The organism is Pseudomonas frederiksbergensis, assembly GCF_035751725.1.
In the GTDB taxonomy this organism is placed as follows: domain Bacteria; phylum Pseudomonadota; class Gammaproteobacteria; order Pseudomonadales; family Pseudomonadaceae; genus Aquipseudomonas; species Aquipseudomonas frederiksbergensis_A.
Genome location: NZ_CP142104.1, coordinates 4,834,970 through 4,853,977 on the forward strand (window position 1 = coordinate 4,834,970; position 19,008 = coordinate 4,853,977).

Sequence of the window (19,008 nt, forward strand, 5' to 3'; positions counted from 1 at the left end):
CGGCACTGGGTTAATCGTCGAGGCGCTCTTCTAGCTGGCGCACTTCGTGGGTGAGCTTGTCGAGGAACTGCATGCGCCGCATCAGCCGTTCGGCCTGTTCGCGTTGCGCGGCATCGTTCCAACAGGCTGCAAAGCTTTCGTTGAGTGCTTGCTGGGCATCCTTCAGGCGACGCTTGAATACCGCGACACCGGCCAGGTCGGCGCTGTCCTGCAGATCTTCAAGCTCTTCGCGCCATTGCATCTGCTGCAACAGGAACTCAGGGTCGTGCACCGTAACTTCCAGGGGCAGCTCATGACCGCTGATGGCGAGCAGGTAGCGCGCGCGCTTGGCCGGGTTCTTGAGCGTCTGGTAGGCCTCGTTGAGGTTCGCCGACTGCTCGAGCGCCCGCCGTTGCTCCGCCTCGGAGGCATCGGCAAAGCGGTCGGGATGGACACCACGGGCCAGTTCCAGATAACGCGCGGACAATTGGTCCAGGTCCAGCTGGAAAGCAGGCTGCAACTGGAACAATGCAAAATGACAAGGAGTACCCACGAGCCGCCTCAGATGTTGAAGCTTTCGCCGCAGCCACATTCACCGCGCACGTTGGGATTGTTGAACTTGAAGCCTTCGTTCAACCCTTCCTTGACGAAATCCAGCTCGGTGCCGTCCAGGTACGTCAGGCTCTTCGGGTCGATGATCACTTTCTGACCATGACTCTCGAATACCTGGTCGTCTTCGCCCACTTCGTCGACGAATTCCAGCACGTAGGCGAGGCCAGAGCAGCCCGTGGTGCGAACACCCAGGCGGATACCCTCGCCCTTGCCGCGTCCCGCGAGGGAACGCTGCACATGTTTAGCTGCCGCTTCTGTCATCTGGATAGCCATGGAAACTCCTTACCGTAACGCGGATCAGATCAAGCCTTTCTTCTGCTTGTAGTCGCGAACGGCGGCCTTGATGGCGTCTTCAGCGAGTACCGAGCAGTGGATTTTCACTGGCGGCAAGGCCAGTTCTTCGGCCAGCTGGGTGTTCTTGATGGTTTCGGCTTCGTCGAGGGTCTTGCCCTTCATCCACTCGGTGGCCAGGGAGCTGGACGCGATGGCGGAACCGCAGCCGTAGGTCTTGAACTTGGCGTCTTCGATGATGCCTTGTTCGTTGACCTTGATCTGCAGGCGCATCACGTCGCCGCATGCCGGGGCGCCGACCATGCCGGTGCCGACGTCAGGATCCTGCGCGTCCATCTTGCCGACGTTGCGCGGGTTCTCGTAGTGGTCGATGACCTTTTCGCTATATGCCATTTGCTTCAATCCTCATCAGTGGAGCCGCTCTGGTGGCGACTTCTCAGTGCGCCGCCCATTCGATTTTCGAGATGTCGACGCCGTCTTTGTACATGTCCCACAGCGGCGAAAGAGCGCGCAGCTTGGTAACGGCCTCGCAGACTTTCTGCGCGGCGTAATCGATTTCTTCTTCGGTGGTGAAACGGCCGAAGGTGAAGCGGATGGAGCTGTGGGCCAGTTCGTCGTTGCGGCCCAGGGCGCGCAGTACGTACGAAGGTTCCAGCGATGCCGAGGTGCACGCCGAACCGGACGACACGGCCAGATCCTTGAGCGCCATGATCAGCGACTCGCCTTCAACGTAGTTGAAGCTCAGGTTCAGGTTGTGCGGTACGCGGGCGGTCATGCTGCCGTTGACGTAGAGTTCTTCGAGGTGCTCGACCTGCTTGAAGAAACGGTCGCTCAGGGCCTTGATGCGTACGTTCTCGGCGGCCATGTCTTCCTTGGCTACGCGGAACGCTTCGCCCATGCCGACGATCTGGTGGGTCGCCAGGGTGCCGGAACGCATGCCACGCTCGTGACCGCCGCCGTGCATGGTCGCTTCGAGGCGAACACGCGGCTTGCGGCTGACGTACAGCGCGCCGATGCCTTTAGGACCATAGGTCTTGTGGGCGGAGAACGACATCAGGTCGACTTTCAGCTTGGACAGGTCGATGTCGACCTTGCCGGTGGACTGGGCTGCGTCGACGTGGAACAGGATGCCCTTGGAGCGGGTCAGTTCGCCGATGGCCGCGATGTCGTTGACGGTACCGATTTCGTTGTTCACGTGCATGATCGACACCAGGATGGTGTCGTCGCGCAGGGCGGCTTCGACCATGGCCGGGGTGATGATGCCGTCTTCACCTGGCTCGATGTAGGTGACTTCGAAGCCTTCACGCTCCAGCTGGCGCATGGTGTCCAGGACAGCCTTGTGCTCGATCTTGGAGGTGATCAGGTGCTTGCCCTTGGTGTGGTAGAAATGCGCGACACCCTTGATGGCCAGGTTGTCGGACTCGGTGGCACCGGAGGTCCAGACGATCTCGCGCGGGTCGGCGTTGACCAGGTCGGCGACCTGGCGACGGGCGTTTTCGACCGACTCTTCGGCCTTCCAGCCGAACACGTGGGAACGGGATGCCGGGTTACCGAAGTTTCCGTCGACCAGCAGGCATTCACTCATCTTTTGCGCAACACGCGGATCAACCGGGGTGGTCGCTGAGTAATCAAGGTAAATCGGCAATTTCATGGACTCTCTCCTAAATCAGGCTGGCTGGCGTTCCGCGTGCTCTGCGGCGGTCATTCGACGGCGGACGCTTCAATCTTGTCCAGGTGCAGCGACTTGCTATTGCAACGGCGCTGGTCCTGACGCTGGGCGACTTCTTGTACCTCACGGCGAGTGACAAGGTCGGCCAAGCTGATACCGCTCAGAAATTCGTGGATCTGCAGGCTCAAGTCGCACCACAGATGGTGGGTCAGGCAAGTATCGCCGCCATGGCAATCGCCCAGCCCCTGGCATTTGGTCGCATCGACCGATTCGTTCACGGCATCGATCACCTGGGCCACCTGGATGCCTTGCATCTCGCGCGACAGCTGGTAGCCGCCACCGGGGCCACGAACGCTGGAAACCAGGTTGCTGCGGCGCAGCTTGGCAAACAGCTGTTCGAGATAAGACAGGGAAATGCCCTGGCGCTCGGAGATATCGGCCAGGGACACCGGCCCGTGCTGCGCATGCAATGCCAGATCCAGCATCGCGGTCACGGCGTATCGGCCTTTTGTAGTCAGTCGCATGGACAATTACCACGGAGTTCGGAATGGGGGCGAGTATGCAATTCCCGAGTATTTAAGTCAAGTATAAGACCTAGTGCTTTACTCGGGTTTACCCGCAAAAGAGCGCGCGCATGATAGCAAAGGTAGGCGGCTAACAACCAGCGATACCGCGTGAACGTTATTCGCGAGCAAGCCCGCTCCCACAGGAATCTCTGGCGAGCACATAACTCATGTACGACTCAGATCCAATGCAGGAGCAGGCTTGCTCGCGAAGGGGCCGGCAGGGTTTCAGCTGGCCTGAGTCTCATCCTTGTCCTTCACACACGCGAAATCCTCTTCGCGCAGCTCAGGCAAGTCCTTGGCACAATAATTACTTCCCAACTCCTTCAGGGCGCCGCACATACCCTCCAGACGCCCGTCCACCGCTTGCAGGTGATCAAGCAATTGATTGATGGCACGGGCCACCGGGTCGGGCATGTCTTCACCAACACCGTAGGCGTCGAAGCCGATCTTCTCGGCCATGGCCTTGCGCCGGGCGTCCTGCTCTTCATCCGACTTGACGATGATCCGTCCCGGAATGCCCACCACGGTCGCGCCGGGAGGCACGGCCTTGGTCACCACGGCATTCGAGCCGACTTTCGCCCCCGCCCCGACCGTGAACGGCCCGAGCACCTTGGCGCCAGCACCCACCACCACACCGTCTCCAAGGGTTGGGTGGCGCTTGCCTTTGTTCCAGCTCGTGCCACCGAGGGTCACGCCTTGGTACAGCGTCACGTCATCGCCGATCTCGGCGGTCTCGCCGATGACAATGCCCATGCCGTGGTCGATGAAAAACCGGCGACCGACCTTGGCCCCTGGATGGATCTCGATCCCGGTCAGCCAGCGCCCGAAGTTCGAGACCAGCCGCGCCAGCCACTTCCAGCCCATATTCCACAAGGCGCCGGACAGGCGATGGATCCAGATGGCATGCATGCCCGGGTAGCAGGTCAGCACTTCAAAGGCATTGCGCGCCGCCGGGTCACGATGGAAGACGCTCTGGATATCTTCACGCAAACGTTCGAACATTTTATTCCTTCCGCTTAATCAGCTCGCCACGGGCCGCTTTCTGGGTTTCCGTGAGGATGCCGCGCAATATATTCATTTCCGCCCGGCTCACCGAGCTTCGTCCGTACAACCGACGCAGGCGCGCCATCAAGTGCCGAGGCTTTTCCGGGTCGAGGAATTCGATGTCCACCAGGGTCTGTTCCAGGTGTTCATAGAATCGCTCCAGTTCATCCATGGTCGCCAGTGTCTCACTGCGCGGCGACGTTGCCTCGAACTTTTCAACCTTGCTGGGCTGGCCTTCGGCTTGCAGCCAGGCCATGCGCACTTCATAGCTCAACACCTGCACCGCCGCCCCGAGGTTCAGCGAGCTGAATCCGGGGTCGGAAGGGATATGCACGTGATAATGACATCGCTGCAGCTCTTCATTGGTAAGGCCGGAATCTTCACGGCCGAACACCAGGGCGATCTGCACGCCCTGCCCGGCTTCCTCGATGACTTTGGTGCCGCATTCGCGGGGATCGAGCAGCGGCCAGGGGATACGACGATCGCGAGCACTGGTGCCGAGCACCAGGTTGCATCCCACCAGGGCGTCTTCCAACGTGGCGACTACTTCGGCATTGGCCAGGATGTCATTGGCGCCGGATGCCCGGGCATCGGCTTCGTGATGAGGAAACGAACGGGGCTCGACCAGCACCAGCCGCGACAGGCCCATGTTCTTCATGGCCCGCGCAGCTCCGCCGATGTTTCCCGGATGGCTGGTATTGACCAGGACGACACGAATGTTCTGCAACAAGGGAGGCGCTCTCGAACACTTAAAAGGGAGCAAATCTTACCTAAGCACCTACCGTTAAGCTATGAAAGCGAACACCAACCTTCTCCTGAGAAAACTTTCTGATAGAATGCGCGGCTTTCTTTAACAACCTTAGGTGACACATCCATGCAGCCCATGCTGAATATCGCGCTGCGCGCCGCCCGCAGCGCCAGTGAACTGATCTTCCGCTCCATCGAGCGCCTGGATACCATCAAGGTCGATGAAAAAGACGCCAAGGACTACGTGTCCGAGGTGGATCGCGCCGCCGAACAGAAAATCGTCGACGCCCTGCGCAAGGCTTACCCTAACCACTCGATCCGCGGCGAAGAGACTGGCATGCACGCCGGTACCGGCATCGAAGGCGAAGAGTACCTGTGGATCATCGATCCGCTGGACGGCACCACCAACTTCCTGCGTGGCATTCCTCACTTCGCGGTCAGCATCGCCTGCAAATACCGTGGCCGACTGGAGCACGCCGTCGTGCTGGACCCGGTTCGCCAGGAAGAATTCACCGCCAGCCGTGGCCGTGGCGCCCAGTTGAATGGTCGTCGCCTGCGCGTCAGCGGCCGCACCAGCCTGGACGGCGCCTTGCTGGGTACCGGCTTCCCGTTCCGTGACGACCAGATGGACAACCTGGACAACTACCTGGGCATGTTCCGCGCCCTGGTCGGCCAGACTGCCGGCATCCGCCGCGCCGGTGCTGCCAGCCTGGACCTGGCCTACGTGGCCGCTGGCCGTTTCGATGCATTCTGGGAGTCGGGCCTGTCCGAGTGGGACATGGCTGCGGGCGCACTGCTGATCCAGGAAGCCGGCGGTTTGGTGAGCGACTTCACCGGTGGCCACGACTTCCTTGAAAAAGGCCACATCGTTGCCGGCAACACCAAATGCTTCAAGGCTGTGCTCACCGCCATCCAGCCGCACCTGCCGGCTTCGCTGAAGCGCTAAGCAGCTCGGCTACAGAAAAAGCACCTTTCGGGGTGCTTTTTTTATGCTGTTGTCTCGTCCTGAATAAGGTTTACACCTTCTGACCTATCCTCAGGAGGAACCAATGGATTCAGGAAAGAAGCGCAGTCAGCGTGATTACACGCTGAGCTTTAAATTGGCGGTCGTCGATCAGGTTGAAAAGGGCGAACTGAGTTATAAAGAGGCTCAACGGCGTTATGGGATCCAGGGCCGGTCGACTGTGTTGGTGTGGTTACGCAAGCATGGACGGCAGGACTGGAGCCAAGGCGCCTCCATTCGTGCCCAGAGGAACCGACCGATGGCCGAGCCAAATTTGCCGCTGACACCAGAGCAGCGAATCAAGGAGCTGGAAGAAAAGCTGGCCCTTGCCAACCAGAAAGCCCAATTTTTTGAAGCTGTCGTTGACGTACTAAAGAACGATTACGGTGTTTCTGTCGTAAAAAAGCGATCCGGCAAGTCCTCACCCAAGGGCAAATCGAAGGCCTGAGTGTTACCAGGGCTTGCCAGTTTCTGGGCATCTCACGGCAGGCGTATTACAAGCGCAATCGAGCTTACGACGCGCAAGCCAGCCACGCGCAAAAGGTGTTGGGGTTTGTGCTGGAGACACGTCTTGAAATGCCCCGGTTGGGCACCCGCAAGCTGCATGGCCTTATGCAATCCGAACCTGAACTGACGCAAACGGTAGGCCGAGATCGGTTGTTCGATATTTTGCGGGATCATCGACAACTGGTCCCACGCAAACGCGCTTATCACAAGACGACCGACAGCCATCATCGCTTCCGTCGACATCCGAATCGGCTCAAGCCCGGCCCTGACCAGGTCACTGCCACCGGCCCGGAACAGGTCTGGGTGGCGGATATAACCTACTTACCGACCGAGCAAAGCGTCGCTTACGTAAGTCTGGTCACTGATGCGTTCTCGCGCAAAATAGTCGGCCATCACGTGCATGAAAGCCTGCATACCGAGTCAGTCATCCGGGCGATGACGAAAGCTCTTCGCCACCGAAGAACCAATCAACCGTTGGTACATCACTCAGATCGGGGCTCGCAATACTGCTCTGATCTCTACCAAAAGCTGCACGCCAAACATGGCGTCAGGTGTTCGATGACTGATGGCTACGACTGCTACCAAAATGCTCTAGCGGAACGAGTGAATGGGATTCTGAAAACAGAATTTCTTTTACACCGTCCCAAAGACCTTGCCCAAGCCAAGCGCATGGTTGAGGAATCGATAGAAATCTATAACCGTAAGCGACCTCATCTGTCCCTGAAATACAAAACGCCCGATGCGGTGCATCAGGCGTTTTGAGACTGAAACAGGTGTAAACCTATTTCAGGACTAGACATGTTGAAATCACTCAGTTCAGATATGAACACTCCGTGGCAAGGGAGCTTGCTCCCGCACGGCCGGGCTGGCGCTCCAGTGCGCAGCGACCGCTTTCGCGAGCAGGCTCGCTCACACAGCGGATTTGGGTGGGGCATAAAACGCGGGCGTAAAAAAAGCACCCCGAAGGGTGCTTCTTGTACATTTTCCAATTACTGGGCCGGTTCGTTCTGGCCAAGGATCAGTTGACCTTCCTTGCTGACCGGAATCTGGTTGCCCGGGTCGCGGTCCATGCGGACTTTGCCTTCCTTGCCATCGAGCATGTAGCGGACGTCGTAGCCTACAACCTTGTCGCTGATGTCATTGACCGTGTTGCAGCGAGTTTGGGTGGTGGTGTAGGTGTCACGTTCCTGCATGCCTTCCTGGATCTTGTTACCGGCATAACCACCACCGGCCGCACCCGCCACAGTGGCGATTTTCTTGCCGGTGCCGCCACCGATCTGGTTGCCCAACAGGCCACCGGCCACGGCGCCGAGCACGGTGCCGGCGATCTGGTGTTGGTCCTGGACTGGCTTCTGCCGAGTTACGGTGACGTCCTTGCACACTTCACGCGGAGTCTTGATCTGGGTCTTGACCGGTTCCACGGCCAATACTTGCGCATACTCAGGGCCACTTTTTACCAAGCTGTAGGTGGCGACCGCACCACCGGCTGTTACACCGACAGCACCCAATACCGCACCAACCAGCATCGATTTGTTCACTTGAACCTCCTGACCATCACAAGCGGATTAATCCGCGCTTCTCCCAGCCTTGGAGCACAAAAAAAGGCGCGAGTTCAACTCGCGCCTTTTTAGCGGTGACGGACGGAAAACCGAGCCTTACGGGCGGTCGTCCACCTCGGTGTCAGTGGCCGCTGGAGGAATCAGATCCTCGGTGCTCAGGTTCAGCCAGATCAACACCACGTTGGCGATATAGATCGACGAGTAAGTACCCGCCATCACACCAATGAACAACGCGATGGAGAAACCGAACAGGTTGTCGCCGCCGAAGAACAGCAGCGCAGCAATTGCCAACAAGGTGGAAATCGACGTCGCCATGGTCCGCAGCAGGGTCTGGGTGGTCGAGATATTGATGTTCTCGATCAAGGACGCCTTGCGCAGCACACGGAAGTTCTCACGCACCCGGTCGAACACCACGATGGTGTCGTTGAGCGAGTAACCGATGATCGCCAGCACCGCCGCCAGCACCGTCAGGTCGAAAGTGATCTGGAAGAACGACAGAATGCCCACGGTGACGATCACGTCGTGGATCAGCGAGACGATGGCGCCCACCGCGAACTTCCACTGGAAGCGGAAAGCCAGGTAGAGCATCACGCCACCCAGCGCCAACAGCATGCCGAGGCCGCCCTGGTCGCGCAGCTCTTCACCCACCTGCGGGCCGACGAACTCGACGCGCTTGACCTGGGCCGGGTTGTCGCCGCCGGCCTTCTGCAAGGCCTCGGCGACCTGATGGCCCAACTGCGGGTCTTCACCCGGCATGCGCACCAGCAAATCGGTGGTGGCGCCAAAGCTCTGCACGACGGCATCGCTGTAGCCCGAGCTCGCCAGTTGCTCACGCACCTTGGTGACGTCGGCCGGACGCTCGTAGGTCAGCTCGATGAGCGTACCGCCGGTGAAGTCCAGGCCGTAGTTCAGGCCCTTGGTGGCCCAGCTGAACAACGCCAGGGCCGTGAGGAACAATGTGACGCCGAACGCAATGTTGCGAACGCCCATGAAGTTGATTGTACGTAACATGGCAGCCCCTTAAATCCACAACTTCTTGACGTCACGACCACCATAAATCAGGTTGACCATTGCACGGGTCACCATGATGGCTGTGAACATCGAGGTAAAGATCCCGAGGGACATGGTCACTGCAAAGCCCTTGACCGGGCCGGTGCCCATGGCAAAGAGAATCCCGCCGACCAGCAACGTGGTCAGGTTGGAGTCGATAATCGCAGTGAATGCGCGGCCGAAGCCTTCGTTGATTGCCCGCTGGACCGACATGCCCGCGGCGATCTCTTCACGTATCCGCGAGAAGATCAGCACGTTGGCGTCCACCGCCATGCCCATGGTCAAGACGATACCGGCGATACCCGGCAGGGTCAGCGTCGCGCCCAGCAAGGACATCAAGGCCAGCAGCAGCACCATGTTCACCGCCAGCGCAACCGTGGCGATCAAGCCGAAGAAGCGGTAGATGGCGATGATGAACAGCGACACGAACAACATGCCCCACAGGGATGCGTCGATGCCCTTGGTGATGTTGTCGGCACCCAGGCTCGGACCGATGGTGCGTTCTTCAGCGAAGTACATCGGCGCGGCCAGGCCACCGGCACGCAGCAGCAGCGCCAGCTCCGAGGATTCGCCCTGGCCGTTCAGACCGGTGATGCGGAACTGGCTGCCCAGTGGCGACTGGATGGTCGCCAGGCTGATGATCTTCTTCTCTTCCTTGAAGGTCTGGACCGGTACGTCTTTCTCGACGCCATTGACCACTTGCTTGGTGTAGGTGGTGGTCGGCTTCTGCTCGATGAAAATCACCGCCATGCTGCGACCGACGTTGCTGCGCGTAGCGCGGCTCATCAGTTCGCCGCCGTGGCCGTCGAGACGAATGTTCACCTGCGGACGACCCTGCTCGTCGAAGCCCGCCTGGGCGTCGGTCACCTGGTCACCGGTGATGATCAGGCCGCGCTCGATCTGCGCCGCCGGACGACCGCCCTCACGGAACTCGAAGCTCTCGGACGTGGCCTTGGACGCCCCCGGCTCAGCGGCCAGGCGGAATTCCAGGTTGGCAGTCTTGCCGAGGATACGCTTGGCTTCGGCAGTGTCCTGCACGCCTGGCAGTTCAACCACGATGCGGTTGGCGCCCTGGCGCTGCACGATCGGCTCGGCCACACCCAGCTCGTTGACGCGGTTACGCACCGTGGTCAAGTTCTGCTTGATGGAGTATTCGCGGATTTCCGCCAGCTTGGCCGGGGTCATCGCCAGACGCAGCACCGGTTGGCCATTGAGGTCGGCCGGTACAATGTCGAAATCGTTGAAGTTCTTGCGGACCAGCGCACGGGCCTGTTCGCGGGCATCTTCATCGCTGAAGCCCAGCTGAATGGCACCTTCGAACTGCGGCAGGCTGCGATAGCGCACGCGCTCTTTGCGCAGCAGGCTCTTGACGTCGCCTTCGTAGACTTTCAGGCGTGCGTCGAGGGCTTTTTCCATGTCCACTTCCAGCAGGAAGTGCACACCACCGGACAAGTCCAGGCCCAGCTTCATTGGGTGGGCGCCGAGGTTGCGCAGCCACTGCGGGGTGGTCTGGGCCAGGTTCAGGGCTACTACGTAGTCGTCGCCCAACGCCTTGCGCACCACGTCCTTGGCCGGCAGTTGGTCTTCAGACTTGACCAGGCGCAACAGGCCGCCCTTGCCGTTTTCGGCGATGGACGCAGCCTTGACCTCGATATTGGACGCCTTGAGCGCAGCGCTCGCGCGATCCAGATCGGCCTGGGTGACCTGCAGCGCAGTGCTTGCGCCACTGACCTGAATGGCCGCGTCATCCGGGTAAAGATTGGGAGCGGAATAAATCACACCGACCGCCAGCACCGCCAGGATCAGTAGGTATTTCCACAGAGGGTATTTGTTCAGCATCACGCCGCCCGCTTATGACGCGGGGCGCCTTGCGCGCCCCGTCGATTGAAGAGAAGTTGTTACTTTAGATCGCTTTCAGCGTGCCTTTTGGCAGCGTGGCCGCGATGGCGCCCTTCTGGAACTTCATTTCAACAGTGTCGGAGACTTCCAGTACCACGAAGTCGTCGGACACTTTGGTGATCTTGCCAGCGATGCCGCCGGTGGTGACCACTTCGTCGCCCTTCTGCAGGCTGCTGAGCAGGTTCTTCTGCTCTTTGGCGCGCTTGGCCTGTGGACGCCAGATCATCAGGTAGAAGATGACCAGGAAGCCGACCAGGAAAATCCACTCGAAACCGCCACCCATTGGCGCAGCTGCAGGTGCAGCGGCATCGGCCATGGCGTTAGAGATAAAAAAGCTCATTTAGCACTCCAGTTGCAAGTATTGAATCTAGGGATCGGAAAATTCAGTCCAAAGGCGGAACAGGCAACCCGCGCTTGGCATAGAAGGCCTCGACAAAGGCGGCCAATGTACCCTGTTGGATAGCCTCGCGCAAACCAGCCATAAGCACCTGATAATGGCGCAAATTGTGGATGGTATTGAGCATGCTGCCGAGCATTTCGCCGCACTTGTCCAAATGATGCAGATAAGCGCGGGAGAAGTTCTGGCAGGTGTAGCAATCGCACGTCGGATCGAGCGGCGAATCATCATGGCGATGGAACGCGTTACGGATCTTCAGCACACCGGTGTCGATGAACAGATGCCCATTGCGGGCATTACGGGTTGGCATCACGCAATCGAACATGTCCACCCCGCGGCGCACACCCTCAACCAGATCTTCCGGTTTGCCAACGCCCATAAGGTAACGAGGTTTGTCAGCGGGCATTTCGCCCGGCAGGTAATCGAGCACCTTGATCATTTCGTGCTTCGGCTCGCCCACCGACAGGCCACCAATCGCCAGGCCGTCGAAGCCGATCTTGTCCAGGCCTTCCAGCGAACGCATGCGCAGGTCGCGGTGCATACCGCCCTGGACGATGCCGAACAGCGCCGCCGTGTTCTCGCCATGGGCATTCTTCGAACGCTGGGCCCAGCGCAACGACAGCTCCATGGACACCCGCGCCACGTCTTCATCGGCCGGGTACGGCGTGCATTCGTCGAAGATCATCACGATGTCCGAGCCCAGGTCGCGCTGCACCTGCATCGACTCTTCCGGTCCCATGAACACCTTGGAACCGTCCACCGGCGAGGCGAAGGTCACGCCCTCTTCCTTGATCTTGCGCATGGCACCGAGACTGAACACCTGGAAGCCGCCGGAGTCGGTCAGGATCGGGCCTTTCCACTGCATGAAATCGTGCAGGTCGCCGTGGGCCTTGATCACTTCCATGCCCGGGCGCAGCCACAGGTGGAAGGTGTTGCCCAAAATGATCTCCGCGCCGATCGCCTCGATGTCACGCGGCAGCATGCCCTTGACCGTGCCGTAGGTTCCCACCGGCATGAAGGCGGGGGTTTCCACGGTTCCGCGGGGGAAGGTCAGGCGTCCGCGACGAGCCTTGCCATCGGTGGCAAGCAACTCGAAGGACATGCGACAGGTGCGACTCATACGGTTTCCTCGGGCCCGCGTGGCGCGGGGTTACGGGTGATGAACATCGCATCACCGTAGCTGAAAAAGCGGTACCCATGCTCGACGGCGGCCTTGTAGGCGGCCATGGCTTCGGGATAACCGGCGAACGCCGAAACCAGCATCAACAGCGTGGATTCGGGCAAATGAAAGTTGGTGACCAGGGCATCGACCACATGGAACGGCCGGCCCGGGTAGATAAAGATGTCGGTGTCGCCACTGAACGGCTTGAGCACGCCATCGCGGGCGGCGCTCTCCAGGGACCGCACGCTGGTGGTCCCCACCGCCACTACCCGCCCGCCGCGCGCACGACAGTCCGCCACGGCATCGACGACTTCCTGGCTCACTTCCAGCCATTCGCTGTGCATGTGGTGGTCTTCGATGCGATCCACGCGCACCGGCTGGAACGTGCCAGCGCCGACGTGCAACGTCACGAACGCCGTCTCCACGCCCTTGGCGGCAATCGCCTCCAGCAATGGCTGATCAAAATGCAGCCCCGCCGTCGGTGCCGCCACCGCCCCCAGGCGCTCGGCGTACACGGTCTGATAACGCTCGCGGTCCGAACCTTCATCCGGGCGGTCTATATAAGGAGGCAACGGCATGTGCCCGACACGGTCGAGCAGCGGCAACACCTCTTCGGCAAACGCCAGCTCGAACAACGCATCATGGCGCGCCACCATCCGCGCCTCACCGCCGCCGTCGATCAAGATCGACGAACCGGGCTTGGGCGACTTGCTCGACCGCACATGGGCCAGCACCCGATGACTGTCCAGCACCCGCTCCACCAGAATCTCCAGCTTGCCGCCGGAAGCCTTCTGGCCGAACAAACGCGCCGGAATCACCCGGGTATTGTTGAACACCATCAAATCGCCCGGGCGCAAATGTTCGAGCAAATCAGAGAATTGACGGTGAGCCATGGCACCGCTGACCCCGTCCAGGGTCAACAGTCGACTGGCGCGCCGCTCGGCCAGAGGGTGGCGAGCGATCAGCGAATCCGGGAGTTCGAAGGTAAAGTCAGCAACACGCATGATGGGGTTCGTCTAGCAGGGCCGGAAAGTCTAGCGGAAATATTAAAAATTCACCATGAAACGTGATTGACCAACGGTAGGCACCTCTCTATACTTCGCCGCCATTGAGCCCTGATGGCGGAATTGGTAGACGCGGCGGATTCAAAATCCGTTTTCGAAAGGAGTGGGAGTTCGAGTCTCCCTCGGGGCACCATCTTAAAGAAAGACCTTGAAATTCAAGGTCTTTTTTTTCGTCTGTAGGAAAGTGGTTTGGCCGCGAGCAACGCAGATCTCATCTGACGGCGATCCCTTTTGTGGCGAGGGGATTCATCCCCGCTGGGCTGCAAAGCAGCCCCCAAATACCCAACCTATGGCGAGGAATAACCTGTGGCGAGGGAGCTTGCTCCCGCTTGAGCGCGAAGCGCTCACAAAAATGTCACTGCACCCACCGATGCTTCGAGTGGCCACACCCTCCCCACCCAGTCACAAAGGATTTCACCCCATGGAATTGCTGCTGGAAACGGTCGCTCTCTACTCCCTCAAACTGGCCTATGAGACAGAAGGCCACAGCCCGATTCTGCGGGATGATCCATTAATGGGCAGTTGCGACCGGGAGATTTTTGAGTTGCTGATACGGCGGGGCGATGTGGCCGGGATTCAGGGCGAAATCAGCCGATGCCTGGATTTAGCGTTGGGGGCGATTGGTGGGGTGGATACAGTGCTGGGCCGAGAGCTGCATCGTTTGGCTGCGGACTTCAACGCGGTGCAGAAAATGGACGATCTTTACGCTCCGCTCATCGCGCTTAACGGTTACGTGAAAGATATTCTATAAACCCCAGCGCTCGTTCCGTTGAGTTCCTGATCGCAGACCTTAAACGCTATTGAGGTTCGAACGATGACCCGCCAACAGCTTGTACACATTGATCTAAACGGAGTGATGAGTGCCAACGAACTCCATTCCACCCTAAGGGATGCCCTCGGCTTCCCCGGCTGGTACGGCTGTAACTGGGATGCCTTCTGGGACGCAATTACCGGATTAGTGGAAATGCCCGTACACCTGAAAATTTCCGGGTGGGATGCGTTATCCAGGCGCTTACCCAAAGATGCTGAGCTCATGCAAAAGTGCCTTGAAGAGCTGAGCTCTTGAGTATCCATCGTTCGCGTCAAATGTAGAGTTCGACTGAAAGTAAGAACGCGGCGACGGCTGGCGGTGCGACACCCAAGGTCATCGACCCACAGTTGTACCGCCAGCAACAAAAACATTTGCTGGCCTACGACCGCGCAAGATGAATAGCACATTTGCAATGGCCACCCTTCCCCACCTTCTGGCCCGTCAGGCAACAAGCGCTTCAAGTAACCAAGGAATGTTCACCACATTGAAGGACTCAGATTGATGTCAATTTCCATAGGGACTTTCTTCTACCCTTACCTAAAGTTTCTCCACGGCGCGGCCTACAACCTGCACCAGATCCTGGAGGGGCTTGGCGTCGTCTCATCGACCTTCAACGGGCGTAACGACGCCGGGCAAATCATCGGAACCTACTGGTCGCCCGACGAAGCAATGGTGAACACGCTTGGCTATCTGATGATGCTGTCGCTGCTGCTGATTCCCTTGCTGGCAGCAGCGGCCTACACGGTGGGCAAGAAGCGAGGCGTGCTCATCTTCTTCGCGCTCTTGCTCCTGCCGGGAGCGTTGAACTGCCTCGGCCTTTTCCCCAACATCAATTACCTGCCCATCCGTTACGCCATCAATGGCGTCGGGAAACTGGGCAGCGAGATCGGGCTGATCCCCTTGTTGATGCTTTGCGCCATCACCGGATGGGCCGTCATGGTGCTGATCTATGACAACCTCAACCTGACCGAACGCTTCCGTCAGATATACGATCACTTCTGGTTTCCACTGGCATTGGTCGCCGCGGTGTTCTTCGTGGCGGACAACGGCGCCAATGAAGACACCGCATTGCTGAAGGAGGCGACAGCGAGCACCCAGGAGGCCAGCGCGTTCCTACTGAGCCAGATCAGGCGCTACGATGATTACTGCAGGGCGAATGGCCTGGATAGTTTGAAATCGTGCCAGTGGAGCAGCGATTCACAGTGGACCTTCACCCACATCAAGGAAGGTGAAGCCAGCTACTTCATCGATTTCGCACCGGACGACTCCAAAGGCTTTTACGCCGCGACGAGAAGAACCATAAGCGACGAGGATGTGATCGCCATCCGCAAAGAGATCAACGACTACAACCTACGGTTGTGCCCCGTGAAGCACTATTCCAATGGCATGTCGCGCTCATCGCCACTCTCTAGCACTTGTGAGTACGTCCCCCGTGGCTATTGCTCGGTCAATCCTGATGGCCCACCCGGCCTTGTGGACAACAATATCAGCAGTTACACCGTAGCCTTGGCCAGCGAATGCATTATTCCCTGGCTTGCTGGTGTTAAGCCCTCCTTGAAGCAGCAGTTGGCGCAGGTCGGCCAGCATGACAAAGCCAAGAATCACCGTTGGCTGTATTTTCTTGCTGTTGCAGTGGCGGTCGGGGCGAAGGTGGCCTTGGCGACTACCAAGCTGTGCTTGATTGATGCGCGGCCTGTGGCTGATAGGCGTCGGGTTTTGAGGGTTGCACAGCAAAGGCTGGGGCAGTGCGCTCGTGTACTGAAGCGCATGCTGGTCGGTTTCGGCCAATTAACGCGGTTCGCCGCTCTCCGGGTATCGAAGCTGCTTAAACGGGGATAGCACGGCGGGACTAGCTTCTATTGGTAGATACGCTGGGGGCTGGGCGTTTTGTGCCAGGGTCAATCTAGGAGACAACGGAGACGGACAGCCAAGGAAAATAAATCCGTCCCCTTTTTCACGTCCCCTTTTTCATTGTTTTTCATTGAGTTGCAGACTGCGGCTCACCAGATGCGGCGCGCTCAGATCCAGCAATCGAACCACCAACCAATGCTCGGACGACGGATGCAGCCGAGGGACAAAAGTCATGAGAGTGCGATCACTGCTACACCATTCGGTTAGACATTGATCCCCTTTAAGACGAATCATCCCTACTTCAACCATAGGTGTACCGATGCCCAAACTTCCTCTCACACCGATGATGGTTCAATACTTGGTGGGGCTCTGTTGCCTCAAGTCAGATCCAGATGCAGTCGATGTCACTATCGGCGATATGGTCTACGATCCCGCTGCGGAGAAAGAGCGTGACGTTGACGTGACGGTCACGATTACTGAGGCAGGCGAAATAACTCACGCGTTCAAAGCGTATGAGGTTAAGAGAGAAGGTACGCCTTTGGACGTTGCTGAAGTCGAGCAGCTATGCATGAAGTTCATCGACATGCCGTCTGTGACTCACCGCTCTATAGTCTCCGCATCTGGCTACACCGCTCCCGCTCGCAAAAAGGCAGAAAAGCATGGAATAACCCTCTACGAATTCAAAACATGGACCAAGCCTCTTCAAGAACAATTCCCTGCTCTAACAATGCAGGGAACTGCACAAGAATGTTTTGAAATGAGCACCACCCTTCTGTGCTGGTCGCAATATCAGCTGCGTATTCTGGCACCGCAAGCGACCGGTGAATTCACGGTTCTGCCTACGGATAGGATCCTGGACTCGTCGCGTAACGACCACAGTGCGTACTCCACCTTCGAGCAATACCAAAACGAACTGCTCCTTAGATCGACAAAATTGCTTCTTACGTTGGTACCAGCAGCGACAATAATGGATAGCTTGCCGTCACAAAATATCAGCACGATTGCTGCCGGCCCGGAATGGCCGCACAGTCACACGCTCGACGTTATCAGTGACGATGTGTTCATAGAAATCGAAAGCGGCATCTGCCGAATAGATTCCGTAACCATATCAGGACATCTTCAGTGGCAACGTAGCACCGGTCAGGCCCGTTACTACGTGATTGATCACGTCCCGAGTGGAGAAGCATTTGCAGCCTCCGTGATCTCCAGCCCGCAGGGTGATGGGACCATGACTGCCCTGGTGTTCTCTCCCATTACCCGTGAAATCGACATACGGTTTATTCGACTTGAGAAGAAGCACCAAAACAGCATCAGGAACCTCAAGCTGAAGCTTTCCGAGTAGTATTTGAATCTGTCCTCTGGAGTCTAGGGGGGATCACAAGCTTGTATCCCTGCATGTATCCCCAGCTCAGAAATCTTGCTATAGGCCACGTAAAACATAGAAGACTCCAGTCTCCCTCGGACACAAAAAAGGTCTTGCCAAGCAAGACCTTTTTTCAATTCAGTGTCAGAGCTTAGCCCTGCCGCGCTACCTCACCTCAACAATATCCAAAGCCCGATTCGCCAACAGCTCACTCACCTCAATCACCTGCAAAATCCCCAACGCCACATGCCGCCTTGCCCCCTCCAGGTCAAACGCCAAATCACTGATCATGGCATTCGCCGAAGCCAGATTCTCACTGAGATTCGCCAACAAACACTCAGAGTCCACCCCCGGATCAATCCGGAGAATGGAATCGGTCTTGTCAGAAGTTTCGCCCTTAGGCTTGGGTTTCAGATAAAAATCCAACGCTCGCGTTGCAGCGTCATCGATTTTCTTGTTGCGGGCAGACTGAGCACGGGAGACGTGTTCGTTCGCGTCGGGAGGATTCGGAGTAACTTTCGCCATCGTCTTGCTTCCTGTAGTTGGAGCCATCACCCGCTCGCGACTAAACGATGGGAGGCAGCTGTACGCAGGTTAGTCGACCGGGGAAACAAGAAACCGGCGCGTCCGAGGACGCCCTGCGCACAGCCACCATCGAGTGCAGGATGGAGATCCCGACTGGATGACGCCTTGCACAACCTGTTTCACCCTGGGCGACTAAACCCGATCACTGATAAGCAGTGACAGGTCCCAAACTACCGACGCGGCCCAAGGCGCACAAGCCGGCGGATTCTGGCGTAGTTGTAGGCAAAGGCGCAAGGCGACGTGGGCTGGTGAGGCCTCGATGGCGGTGTCTGTCGGGCGTTACTGACAGGGCTTCATTTGGCTGGGGTGAGCGGTTGGCCGATGGATGAAGAGGGGCTGCTGCGCAGCCCCAATTACTCAGTGGCCGGGTGTGGGCCACGGTCGTCAGCGGGGACTTGTTGCTCGACATCCAGGCTCAAATGACGGGGGTTGGCAACCTCACCGGCTTGCTCCAGCGCCAACCGATGCAAGGTGACAGCGGCCAGTTCCAAACCATCACCCCAGCGTACATCAAAGCCCCGCTCCCCCACTTGGGCGGTGCCGAACAAGGACGGATCGTCCAAGGGCTTCAGCACCGAGAACTGTCGGATGTGTGCCTGCAGGTCAACGTCATAGCGCTTGCCGTTGGCAAACTCCACTTGCAACGCACGTTGGCCCGGGACAGGCTTCACGCTGTTGATTCTGGCTTCGCAGGTCATGGGCCAACGTCTCCGATTCTGTTCATTTCACACGCTTTGCTGGTCGGCCTTGTGATTCGTTGCCAAGGCTACACCCCAAAATCTTTCCACTCCATCCCCTCCCGCAAAGCCCCCATCCCCTCCAGCAAACACCCCACCGCACCCCCACCTC

Annotated in this window: 20 protein-coding genes, 1 tRNA gene and 1 pseudogene; 7 read left to right on the forward strand and 15 right to left on the reverse strand. The window is 58.5% G+C overall.

Going from position 1 to position 19,008, the window contains the following annotated elements:
* Nucleotides 1–10 precede the first annotated feature (10 nt).
* The 7 genes from hscB to trmJ form a co-directional block, all read right to left on the reverse strand.
* Nucleotides 11–532 (reverse strand): co-chaperone HscB, encoded by a 522-nt coding sequence (gene hscB / locus VQ575_RS21625; RefSeq protein WP_039592122.1) that lies wholly within the window; start codon nt 530–532, stop codon nt 11–13.
* Nucleotides 533–540: 8 nt separating this feature from the next.
* Entirely contained in the window at nt 541–864 is a 324-nt protein-coding gene (gene iscA / locus VQ575_RS21630) for an iron-sulfur cluster assembly protein IscA (RefSeq protein ID WP_030139597.1), read from the reverse strand.
* A 24-nt stretch (nt 865–888) separates the two neighbouring features.
* Nucleotides 889–1,275: a Fe-S cluster assembly scaffold IscU gene (gene iscU, locus VQ575_RS21635; RefSeq protein WP_003185157.1), complete on the reverse strand. Its 387-nt coding sequence runs from the start codon at nt 1,273–1,275 to the stop codon at nt 889–891.
* Between the two features lie 43 nt (nt 1,276–1,318).
* Nucleotides 1,319–2,533: an IscS subfamily cysteine desulfurase gene (locus VQ575_RS21640; RefSeq protein ID WP_045155130.1), complete on the reverse strand. Its 1,215-nt coding sequence runs from the start codon at nt 2,531–2,533 to the stop codon at nt 1,319–1,321.
* 50 nt (nt 2,534–2,583) lie between these two features.
* Nucleotides 2,584–3,075: a Fe-S cluster assembly transcriptional regulator IscR gene (gene iscR / locus VQ575_RS21645; RefSeq protein ID WP_039592124.1), complete on the reverse strand. Its 492-nt coding sequence runs from the start codon at nt 3,073–3,075 to the stop codon at nt 2,584–2,586.
* Between the two features lie 267 nt (nt 3,076–3,342).
* Entirely contained in the window at nt 3,343–4,119 is a 777-nt protein-coding gene (gene cysE / locus VQ575_RS21650; protein WP_039592125.1) for a serine O-acetyltransferase, read from the reverse strand.
* Nucleotide 4,120: 1 nt separating this feature from the next.
* Nucleotides 4,121–4,891, reverse strand: a complete 771-nt coding sequence (gene trmJ, locus VQ575_RS21655) for a tRNA (cytosine(32)/uridine(32)-2'-O)-methyltransferase TrmJ (RefSeq protein WP_039592126.1) — start codon at nt 4,889–4,891, stop codon at nt 4,121–4,123.
* 144 nt (nt 4,892–5,035) lie between these two features.
* On the opposite strand from trmJ, the gene suhB reads away from it, so the two are divergent.
* Nucleotides 5,036–5,854: a type III secretion system regulator SuhB gene (gene suhB / locus VQ575_RS21660; RefSeq protein WP_039592127.1), complete on the forward strand. Its 819-nt coding sequence runs from the start codon at nt 5,036–5,038 to the stop codon at nt 5,852–5,854.
* Between the two features lie 103 nt (nt 5,855–5,957).
* A protein-coding gene (locus VQ575_RS21665) for an IS3 family transposase (protein ID WP_325918249.1) occupies nt 5,958–7,180 on the forward strand; the annotation gives its coding sequence in 2 pieces (ribosomal slippage) (nt 5,958–6,309 and nt 6,309–7,180; 1,224 coding nt in all).
* Nucleotides 7,181–7,407: 227 nt separating this feature from the next.
* Here the strand turns inward: VQ575_RS21665 and VQ575_RS21670 are convergent.
* From VQ575_RS21670 to queA, 6 genes are all read right to left on the reverse strand, one after another.
* Nucleotides 7,408–7,956 carry a glycine zipper 2TM domain-containing protein gene (locus VQ575_RS21670; RefSeq protein WP_014336691.1) on the reverse strand — a complete coding sequence of 183 codons (549 nt, stop codon included), beginning with the start codon at nt 7,954–7,956 and terminating at the stop codon, nt 7,408–7,410.
* A 117-nt stretch (nt 7,957–8,073) separates the two neighbouring features.
* Nucleotides 8,074–8,988, reverse strand: coding sequence for a protein translocase subunit SecF (gene secF, locus VQ575_RS21675; RefSeq protein ID WP_039592129.1), 915 nt, complete (start codon nt 8,986–8,988; stop codon nt 8,074–8,076).
* Nucleotides 8,989–8,997: 9 nt separating this feature from the next.
* On the reverse strand, nt 8,998–10,866 hold the full coding sequence (gene secD, locus VQ575_RS21680; protein WP_039592130.1) for a protein translocase subunit SecD: 1,869 nt from the start codon (nt 10,864–10,866) through the stop codon (nt 8,998–9,000).
* A gap of 64 nt (nt 10,867–10,930) precedes the next feature.
* A complete protein-coding gene (yajC, locus tag VQ575_RS21685; RefSeq protein ID WP_039592131.1) occupies nt 10,931–11,266 on the reverse strand; it encodes a preprotein translocase subunit YajC in 336 nt (111 codons plus the stop codon).
* A gap of 43 nt (nt 11,267–11,309) precedes the next feature.
* Entirely contained in the window at nt 11,310–12,425 is a 1,116-nt protein-coding gene (gene tgt, locus VQ575_RS21690; protein ID WP_161951757.1) for a tRNA guanosine(34) transglycosylase Tgt, read from the reverse strand.
* Nucleotides 12,426–12,439: 14 nt separating this feature from the next.
* Nucleotides 12,440–13,489, reverse strand: coding sequence for a tRNA preQ1(34) S-adenosylmethionine ribosyltransferase-isomerase QueA (queA, locus tag VQ575_RS21695; RefSeq protein ID WP_325918388.1), 1,050 nt, complete (start codon nt 13,487–13,489; stop codon nt 12,440–12,442).
* Between the two features lie 108 nt (nt 13,490–13,597).
* Here queA and VQ575_RS21700 point away from each other — a divergent pair.
* From VQ575_RS21700 to VQ575_RS21720, 5 genes and pseudogenes are all read left to right on the forward strand, one after another.
* Nucleotides 13,598–13,682, forward strand: a tRNA-Leu gene (locus VQ575_RS21700).
* 288 nt (nt 13,683–13,970) lie between these two features.
* On the forward strand, nt 13,971–14,300 hold the full coding sequence (locus tag VQ575_RS21705) for a hypothetical protein (RefSeq protein ID WP_325918390.1): 330 nt from the start codon (nt 13,971–13,973) through the stop codon (nt 14,298–14,300).
* A gap of 63 nt (nt 14,301–14,363) precedes the next feature.
* Nucleotides 14,364–14,652 (forward strand): annotated as a pseudogene (locus VQ575_RS21710) (barstar family protein).
* Nucleotides 14,653–14,861: 209 nt separating this feature from the next.
* Complete coding sequence (locus tag VQ575_RS21715) at nt 14,862–16,199, forward strand: hypothetical protein (protein WP_325918392.1); 1,338 nt, start codon at nt 14,862–14,864, stop codon at nt 16,197–16,199.
* 331 nt (nt 16,200–16,530) lie between these two features.
* Entirely contained in the window at nt 16,531–17,553 is a 1,023-nt protein-coding gene (locus tag VQ575_RS21720; RefSeq protein ID WP_325918394.1) for a hypothetical protein, read from the forward strand.
* Nucleotides 17,554–17,739: 186 nt separating this feature from the next.
* Here the strand turns inward: VQ575_RS21720 and VQ575_RS21725 are convergent, their stop codons facing one another.
* Together VQ575_RS21725 and VQ575_RS21730 are read right to left on the reverse strand one after the other, a co-directional pair.
* Nucleotides 17,740–18,099, reverse strand: coding sequence for a DUF6124 family protein (locus tag VQ575_RS21725; RefSeq protein WP_039592140.1), 360 nt, complete (start codon nt 18,097–18,099; stop codon nt 17,740–17,742).
* 413 nt (nt 18,100–18,512) lie between these two features.
* Nucleotides 18,513–18,857: a hypothetical protein gene (locus VQ575_RS21730; RefSeq protein ID WP_325918395.1), complete on the reverse strand. Its 345-nt coding sequence runs from the start codon at nt 18,855–18,857 to the stop codon at nt 18,513–18,515.
* Nucleotides 18,858–19,008: the final 151 nt, after the last annotated feature.

What these genes read in the sequence shown, in the direction of transcription:
- iscA (WP_030139597.1), bottom strand. Translation starts at nt 864, where the DNA reads ATGGCTATCCAGATGACAGAAGCGGCAGCTAAACATGTGCAGCGTTCC.
- iscU (WP_003185157.1), bottom strand. Translation starts at nt 1,275, where the DNA reads ATGGCATATAGCGAAAAGGTCATCGACCACTACGAGAACCCGCGCAAC.
- VQ575_RS21640 (WP_045155130.1), bottom strand. Translation starts at nt 2,533, where the DNA reads ATGAAATTGCCGATTTACCTTGATTACTCAGCGACCACCCCGGTTGAT.
- iscR (WP_039592124.1), bottom strand. Translation starts at nt 3,075, where the DNA reads ATGCGACTGACTACAAAAGGCCGATACGCCGTGACCGCGATGCTGGAT.
- cysE (WP_039592125.1), bottom strand. Translation starts at nt 4,119, where the DNA reads ATGTTCGAACGTTTGCGTGAAGATATCCAGAGCGTCTTCCATCGTGAC.
- suhB (WP_039592127.1), top strand. Translation starts at nt 5,036, where the DNA reads ATGCAGCCCATGCTGAATATCGCGCTGCGCGCCGCCCGCAGCGCCAGT.
- secF (WP_039592129.1), bottom strand. Translation starts at nt 8,988, where the DNA reads ATGTTACGTACAATCAACTTCATGGGCGTTCGCAACATTGCGTTCGGC.
- secD (WP_039592130.1), bottom strand. Translation starts at nt 10,866, where the DNA reads ATGCTGAACAAATACCCTCTGTGGAAATACCTACTGATCCTGGCGGTG.
- yajC (WP_039592131.1), bottom strand. Translation starts at nt 11,266, where the DNA reads ATGAGCTTTTTTATCTCTAACGCCATGGCCGATGCCGCTGCACCTGCA.
- tgt (WP_161951757.1), bottom strand. Translation starts at nt 12,425, where the DNA reads ATGTCCTTCGAGTTGCTTGCCACCGATGGCAAGGCTCGTCGCGGACGC.
- queA (WP_325918388.1), bottom strand. Translation starts at nt 13,489, where the DNA reads ATGCGTGTTGCTGACTTTACCTTCGAACTCCCGGATTCGCTGATCGCT.
- VQ575_RS21705 (WP_325918390.1), top strand. Translation starts at nt 13,971, where the DNA reads ATGGAATTGCTGCTGGAAACGGTCGCTCTCTACTCCCTCAAACTGGCC.
- VQ575_RS21715 (WP_325918392.1), top strand. Translation starts at nt 14,862, where the DNA reads ATGTCAATTTCCATAGGGACTTTCTTCTACCCTTACCTAAAGTTTCTC.
- VQ575_RS21720 (WP_325918394.1), top strand. Translation starts at nt 16,531, where the DNA reads ATGCCCAAACTTCCTCTCACACCGATGATGGTTCAATACTTGGTGGGG.
- VQ575_RS21725 (WP_039592140.1), bottom strand. Translation starts at nt 18,099, where the DNA reads ATGGCGAAAGTTACTCCGAATCCTCCCGACGCGAACGAACACGTCTCC.
- VQ575_RS21730 (WP_325918395.1), bottom strand. Translation starts at nt 18,857, where the DNA reads ATGACCTGCGAAGCCAGAATCAACAGCGTGAAGCCTGTCCCGGGCCAA.